This is a genomic window from Mycobacterium sp. (assembly GCF_032162105.1).
Taxonomy (GTDB): Bacteria; Actinomycetota; Actinomycetes; order Mycobacteriales; family Mycobacteriaceae; genus Mycobacterium.
Genome location: NZ_JAVRPS010000253.1, coordinates 35,303 through 42,805 on the forward strand (window position 1 = coordinate 35,303; position 7,503 = coordinate 42,805).

Below are 7,503 nucleotides of genomic sequence, written 5' to 3' on the forward strand. Positions count from 1 at the left end.
GTTAGTTCAACAGGTCGTTGATGTTGGCGACCATCTCGGGGGAGTCCGAGGCGGACACGTTTTGGTATTGCCCGCCGGTGATCTCGGTGATGGCCTGCCAGGTCGCCCGGTCCGGATCGTCACCCACGTCGATGACGTTGATGGCCACCTTCTTGGCTGGGTCGAACGCCGCGCGGATCACATCCTGCAGACCGGTTCCGTTCAGCGACTGGTCGGTATGCGGTCCCGAGGTGATGATCAGAACCGAATTCGGTTGCCCGGTGCGGAAGTTGGTGACCGCGTCGGTGTAGACGTTGCGCAGCGTCGTGAACGACACCCGGCCGCTGGTCGTCGATGCCAAGCCGTCGAGTCCGGCGACGAGCGCGGCACCGCGCGGCTGTCCCTGGACCGGGTCGCCGAGCGGGCCGACCGGAACCAGAGTGGACCCCTCGGATCCATTGAAGGCCGTCAATCCGACCACCGCGTTCGGCGGCAGTGCCTGCACCCTGGCCTTCAACGCCGCAAGCACCGGGTTGAGGTTAAGCGTCTGGTCGAGCATCACCGACACCGCGCCCGCACCGGCTGGCGTGTCCGGGGCCGCCGACGGGGGACCCGACACCGCGTTCGCCAGCGTCGCCCGCATGGAGTTGTCGCCAACGGACATCGGCGCCGCAAGCGAACCGAGGTCCGTGACGTCGTTCTTCGGGGGCGTGCCGCCGACGGTACGGAAGCCGGCCTTGGCCAGCTCGGTCATGGGTTCGGCGTTGCGCAGGTACCGGGCGAACTCGCTGGCGGCGCTCACCTGTTCCTGGGAAAGCCAAGTGCCTGCGAGCAATACGGTCGGGTAGTCGGCGATGGCGGTCGGCCCCGGCGGAAGCCAAGAGGCCAGCTCGCTCTTGGCGTCGGGCATCGACGCGCCGCGTTGGTAGAGCTGCTGTTCGGTGGTGACCATTGCGTGTACCGGTGCGGTCGCCGGGTCGGTGGCCTGCAGCATGGCGTCCATCGCGGTGGATGCCTTGGTGTCGGCGAGCTTTGGTTGGCCTGCCATCAGCCTGCTGACGGCCGGGGTGCCTGCGGTGGCAGGCGCTCCTGCTGGGGCCGACGTCGTGGCGACGGCCTCGGCGGCCAGGTAGCTGGCGTCGCTGTCCTCGGTCAGCGGCAGCGTCAGCCGCAACGAGCCCCAGCCTTGCAGGTTCAGTCCGTCCATCGACGTCGGGTTGGTCTGCAAAGCCGGCAGCGTCGACCAGTTCTGCTGTGCCAGCGCGTCCTTCAGTTGCGGGCGGACGGCCAGCACCACCGGCGAGGTGACCAGGGAGCGACTGTCGCTGACCGTCTGTTCGCCGGCGGCGGCCTCGAGCCGCGCCTCCGACACCGAGCTGCCGGGAATCCACAACGCCGGGCGCTCACCGAGTTCACCGGGCCACGCGCCGACGAAACCGTTCACCACCGCGTCGGAGTCCGCAGGCCGCACGGCGACCTTCACGCATCGGTCCCCGACCGGTGCAGCGGTCTGGTTGTACTGGTCAGCGAGTGCGCGGAGCGGGTCGGCGATGCTGGGGTCGGCGACCACGGCGACGGCGACTTCACCCTCAACGCAGCGCGCGGCGGCCAGTTCGGACCGGCTGGACAGCGCGTCACCGAAGAAGCGCCACAGGATGATTGCACCGACCACCACCACCACGGTGACGAGGGCCACGATGACGCCGACACTGACGCCGCGCCGCTTGGGATCGACGGCCCTGTGGCTGCCCGTCCACTCGCCGCCCTCCCAATCGCCGCCGTGTGCAGGTCCCGTGAGGGGCGGCCGCGGCGGCGGGGGGTTGGCTGCGAAGGAGTGCGTCGGGGCGTCGGGCTCGTCGTAGCGGTAGTCCGGCTCATCCTGCTGCCAGTAGTTTGCCTCGTACCCAGGTTGGCGGGGCGCCGGCTCGTCGTAATCCGCTTCGTCGTAATCGGCTTCGTCGTAATCGGCTTCGTCGTAATCGGAGGCGTCGAAGCCGGGTTGCTCATAACCTGTTTGGTCGTCGTGCTCGTCGCCTGCGAAATCACGATTGGCATAACCGGGTTCGCCGAAACCCGGTTCGCCATACCCGGGTTCGTAGCCCGGCTGGTCGTAGGAGAAGCCCTCCGCATCGTCACCCAACGGAGCCCGAGGGCCGTCGGGTGCCTCGTCGGGGTCGGGAATGCTGTGCCTACCCATCCCTAACCTCTGTCCTCGCGTCGAGTCGTCATCCGGCTCGGCCGAAGTCTAGTCACAGGCCGGAGTGTCGGGCTTTGAACTCGCGGCGGCGCCGGTGCAGGATCGGTTCGGTGTAGCCGTTGGGCTGCTCGCCGCCCGACAGGATCAACTCCTGGGCAGCCTCGAACGCGATGCTGGCCTCGGGATCGGGTGCCATCGGCAGGTAGGTCGGGTCCTTGGAGTTCTGCTCGTCGACCACCGCGGCCATCCGGCGCAGGCTTGCCTTCACGTCATCGGTGGTGATGACGCCGTGGCGGAGCCAGTTGGCCAGCAGCTGGCTGGAGATGCGCAGCGTGGCGCGGTCTTCCATCAGCGCAACGTCATGGATGTCGGGCACCTTGGAACAGCCGACGCCCGCGTCGATCCAGCGCACCACGTAGCCGAGGATCGATTGGCAGTTGTTGTCGACCTCTTCGCGGATCTCCTCTGGCGCCCACGCCAGTTCGCTGGCCAGCGGGATGGTGAGCAGCTCCTCGATCGTGGTCCGCTTCTTGCCCGCCAGCTCCTTCTGCACCTCGAACACGTCCACCTGGTGGTAGTGCATGGCGTGCAACGTCGCGGCGGTGGGCGACGGCACCCAGGCGGTGGTGGCACCGGCCTTGGGCTGCCCGATCTTCTGCTCGACCATGTCGGCCATCAGCTCGGTCATGGCCCACATGCCCTTGCCGATCTGGGCGCGCCCGGACAGGCCAGCGGCCAGCCCGGTGTCGACGTTGGCGTCCTCGTAGGCCTTGATCCAGGGCTGGCTCTTCATCGCCCCCTTGCGGATCATCGGCCCGGCCTCCATGGAGGTGTGGATCTCGTCGCCGGTGCGGTCCAAGAAGCCGGTGTTGATGAACACCACCCGGTCCGCGGCGGCCTTGATGCACGCCTTGAGGTTCAGCGTGGTGCGCCGCTCCTCGTCCATGATGCCGACCTTCAGGGTGGCTTGCGGCAGGCCAAGCACGTCCTCGACGCGGCTGAACAGCTCACACGTGAACGCGACCTCGTCGGGGCCGTGCATCTTCGGCTTGACGATGTAGACCGAGCCGGTGCGGCTGTTCACGAGTGGGCCGTTGCCATCCCCGGCCTTCAGACCGTGCACGGCGACGAGGCCGGTGAACAGCGCGTCCTGGATGCCTTCTGGCACCTCAGGGCCGTCCTCGCCGTCGGCGTTGAAGACGATCGCATCGTTGGTCATCAGGTGTCCGACGTTGCGCACGAACAGCAGGCTGCGGCCGGGAAGGGTCAGCTCACCGCCGTCCGGTGTGGCGAACGTGCGGTCCTCGTTGAGCACCCTGGTGAACGTCTTGTCACCCTTGCTGACCTCTTCGGTCAGGTCGCCGCGGTTCAGGCCGAGCCAGTTCCGGTACCCGAGCACCTTGTCGTCGGCGTCGACGGCGGCCACCGAGTCCTCGAAGTCCATGATCGTGGTGATCGCCGACTCCAGCACCACGTCCTTGATGCCTGCGGCGTCGCCTGCGCCGACGGGGGAGTCGGGGTCGATGAGGATTTCGATGTGCAGGCCGTGGTTCTTCAACAACACGGACCACTTGGGAGAGCCGAGGTCGCCGGTGTAGCCGACGAACTTCTCCGGTGCGGCCAATCCGGTCGAAAGTCCGTCGCCGAGATCGATCAGAAGCTGACCGTCGTCAATCCTGATGCCGGTCGCCTGGTCCCACGTGCCCGACGCCAGCGGCACGGCGTCGTCGAGGAAGGCGCGGGCGTAGGCGATCACCTTGTCGCCGCGGACCCGGTTGTAGCTGGTGCCCTTCTCGGCGCCGTCGGCCTCGGAAATGACGTCGGTGCCGTACAACGCGTCGTACAGCGATCCCCACCGGGCGTTGGACGCGTTGAGCGCGAACCGCGCGTTGAGGATGGGCACCACCAGCTGCGGTCCGGCGGTGGTGGTGATCTCGGCGTCGACGCCGGACGTGGTGATGGTGAAGTCGGGGGGCTCGGGCTGCAGGTAGCCGATCTCGGTGAGGAACGCCTGATACTCCGCGGGCTCGAACGGTCCGATGACGCGCTGACGGTGCCACTTGTCGATCTGAGCCTGCAGGTCGTCGCGACGGGCCAGCAGCTCCTGGTTCTTCGGCGCCAGGTCGGTGACCACCTTGTCCACGCCCGCCCAGAAGCTCTCCGGATCGAGCCCGGTGCCCGGCAGGGCCTCGTTGGTGACGAAGTCGTGTAGCACCTTGGCGACCCGCAGGTTGCCGACGGTCACGCGATCGTTCATTGGTTCCTCCCTAAAAAGCGTCGACCCAGCTTACCCGTGGGTAACCCCAGCTAATTGCCGCGCACCGCTCTGCCGGATTCGCGGTTCACCCGCTGTCTGATTCGCGGTGCACCGCGGTGAGCAGGTGGTCACACCGGTCTGCCAGGGCCGCCCGCAGGGGCGCCGCACGGTCGGCGACGTCCTGCTGGGCGCGGACGTACTCGGCGCGGCCCGCCGGTGTTTCGATGGCGATCGGGTCGAAACCATATCCGGTGAGGTCGTATGGGCTGGCACGCATGTCCAGCTCGCGGGCGTCGGCGGCGAGGTCGAGGCAGTCGACGAGCAAGCCGGACTCCACCAGCGGGCCCAGTTTCCCGCAGAACTTGTAGAGATCCATGTTCGCGTGAACGCACCCCGGCTGCTCGCTGGCGACCTGGGACGCCCGGCTCAGCCGCTCCGCGTTGCGCGGCGCTGCGGGCTCGGTGAAGAACCGGTAGGCGTCGAAGTGGCTGCAGCGCAACGGCATCGACTCGACCACGGCATCGGTGCCTGCGGCGCCCAGCCGCAGCGGCACCTGGCCGTGCCGAACGTCGGAGGTGCGGTAGACCATCGCCCACTCATGCAGGCCGAAGCAGTTCAACCGGGCGTTGCGACGGGCGGTGGCGCGCAGCAGATCGGCGATGAATTCGACGGTCTCGGCGCGGGCCAGCAAATGCTCGGGGGTGACGGTGACGGCCGATCCGAGCGTGCTGTAGCCGGTACGCCCGCGGAAGCGGTCGGCCGCCCCACCGCCAAGCGCCACCCCGTATCCGGGGTGCCAACGACGCAACTGGCGTGGCTTCAGGCTGTAGTAGCTGAACAGGAAATCCCACACCGGGTGAGCTTCGCCACGTCGGGCACGATGCAGGTGCGGTTCGACGAACTGGTCGACTCGTTCGGCGTGCAGACGTTCGCGCTCGGTCCATACCGATTCGTCGAGCAGGACGTGGTCGAGTACGCGCTCAGACACGGTGGGTTCCGTCGCGGACGGTACCCACCAGATCCTCGACCAGGTCCTCCAGCGTCACCATCGCGATGACCCGGTCATCGTCGGCGGGTGTCTCCTGGTCGTCGCCCACGCGCTCAGCAGTGACGAGCGCGAGGTGGCTGTTGTCCCGTCGCAGCCGCGACAACGCGTCGGGCAGCGGCAGCGTCGCGAGCAACCGCGGCAGTGGCCGCACCATGGACGGGTCGACTACCGCATCGGGATCGTCGACCAGCGGCAGCACGTCCTTGATGTGCACGTAACCGGTGAATCGGCCTGCGGAGTCGGCGACGGGGAACCGTGAGTAGCCGGTCTCGGCCAGTGCCTGTTGGATGGCTGCAACGGTCGGACCCGAGCCGTCGGAGGCTGCGGGAACCGCGTGAATCTCGTTGACCGGCACGGCAACGTCGGCCACGACGCGGTTGCGGATCTGCAGCGCCCGCGACAGGCGATTGTGTTCCTCGGGATCGAGCAGGCCTTCGGATACCGACTCGGCGATCATCTCGGACAACTCGATCATCGACACGGTGTTCTCGAGCTCGTTCTTGGCTTCCACGCCGAACATGCGCAGCGTCAACTTGGCGCACCAGTCGTAGAACGCGATGAACGGCCGCGCGATCCGGATCCACAGCAGGTACGGCGGGACCAGCAGCATCGCGGCAGATTCTGGCCCGGCGATGGCGATGTTCTTCGGCACCATCTCGCCGAGCAGAACGTGCAGCACCACGACGATCGTGATCGCGACGAAGAAGGACACCGTGTGTAGCACGGCGTCGGGCACACCCAGCAGATCGAACGGTGTCTCGAGCAGATGGGCCACCGCGGGCTCCCCGACACGGCCGAGCAGGATCGAGCACACCGTGATGCCGAGCTGCGCACCGGCGAGCATCAGCGACAGGTTCTGGCCGGCCCGGATGACGGCGATTGCGCTGCGTTTGCCCTGTTCGGCGAGGGCTTCGAGCCGGTCGCGCCGCGCCGAGATCAGCGCGAACTCCGCAGCGACGAAGAAGGCGTTGGCGGCCAGCAGCAACACCGTGAGCAGAACACCCAGGAGGTCACCCATCTGCTTCCTCCTCGTCGGGGCCGAGCCTGACCAGCTTGATCAGGTCGATGCGGCGCCCGTCCATCCGCTCGACGCTCGCCAGCCACCGCACCGGATGGTCGAGCGCGGCATCGGGGTCGAACTCGGTCAGCTTCACCGACTCACCCTCGTCCGGAATGTGTCCGAGCTCGTGGAGCACCAGACCGCCGATGGTTTCGTACTCGCCCTCGGGGGCACGGAATGGGGTCTCCGTGTCGACCTCGTCGATGCGCAGCAGCCCGGATACCTGCCAGCCATTGCGCATCTCGACGACGTCCGGGGTCGCGTCGTCGTGCTCGTCGCGGACGTCGCCGACGATCTCCTCGATCAGATCCTCGACGGTGTCCATTCCCGCGGTGCCGCCGTACTCGTCGACCACCAACGCGGTCTGCAGGCCGTTGGCCCGGATCTGTGTCATCACGGCATCACCGTCGAGAGTGGACGGCACGGTGGGCACCGGCAGCGCCAGGGAAGCCAGCGTGGTGTGCGGCCGGTCGGCTCGCGGTACCTCGAAGACCTGTTTGACGTGCACGATTCCGATGGTCTCGTCGAGGTCGCCTTCGACGATCGGGAAGCGCGAGTAGCCGGTTTCCATCGCCTTGGCGACCAAGTCGGCGACGGTGTCGTCGGCCTGCAGCGCCTCGATCGTCGAGCGGGGCGTCATCAGCTCCTCGGCGGTCCTGGTGCCGAACCGCAGTGAGCGGTCCACCAATGTGGCCGTCGAGAGGTCGAGCGAACCCTGGCGGGCGGAGTTGCGCACCAGCGACACGAGTTCCTGCGGCGAGCGCGCCGACCGCAACTCTTCGGCAGGCTCGATGCCCACTCGGCGCAGAATCCAGTTCGCGGTGCCGTTGGTCAGCTTGATCAGCGGGGTGGTGGCCATCGAGAACAGCAGCTGCGGTCCGGCTACGACGCGTGCGGTGGCCAATGGCTTCGCGACGGCGAGGTACTGAGCGACCAGTTCGCCGAACACCATCGACACCGAG

At 67.5% G+C, this 7,503-nt stretch carries 5 protein-coding genes; all 5 read right to left on the reverse strand.

Features of this window, described 5'->3' with window-relative positions; all coding sequences use genetic code 11:
* Position 1: 1 nt before the first annotated feature.
* Complete coding sequence (locus tag QOC69_RS12770; protein WP_526439960.1) at positions 2-2,176, reverse strand: hypothetical protein; 2,175 nt, start codon at positions 2,174-2,176, stop codon at positions 2-4.
* Between the two features lie 52 nt (positions 2,177-2,228).
* The gene (locus tag QOC69_RS12775; RefSeq protein WP_526439962.1) at positions 2,229-4,433 is read right to left on the reverse strand and encodes a malate synthase G; all 2,205 of its coding nucleotides are present in this window, start codon (positions 4,431-4,433) and stop codon (positions 2,229-2,231) included.
* An 85-nt stretch (positions 4,434-4,518) separates the two neighbouring features.
* Positions 4,519-5,421 carry a 3-methyladenine DNA glycosylase gene (locus QOC69_RS12780; protein WP_526439964.1) on the reverse strand — a complete coding sequence of 301 codons (903 nt, stop codon included), beginning with the start codon at positions 5,419-5,421 and terminating at the stop codon, positions 4,519-4,521.
* Positions 5,414-6,499, reverse strand: coding sequence for a CBS domain-containing protein (locus QOC69_RS12785; protein ID WP_526439966.1), 1,086 nt, complete (start codon positions 6,497-6,499; stop codon positions 5,414-5,416). The genes QOC69_RS12780 and QOC69_RS12785 overlap by 8 nt, the downstream gene beginning before the upstream one ends.
* Positions 6,492-7,503: transporter associated domain-containing protein (locus tag QOC69_RS12790; RefSeq protein WP_526439968.1), on the reverse strand; the 1,012-nt coding region annotated here is incomplete at its 5' end. The genes QOC69_RS12790 and QOC69_RS12785, both read right to left, overlap by 8 nt.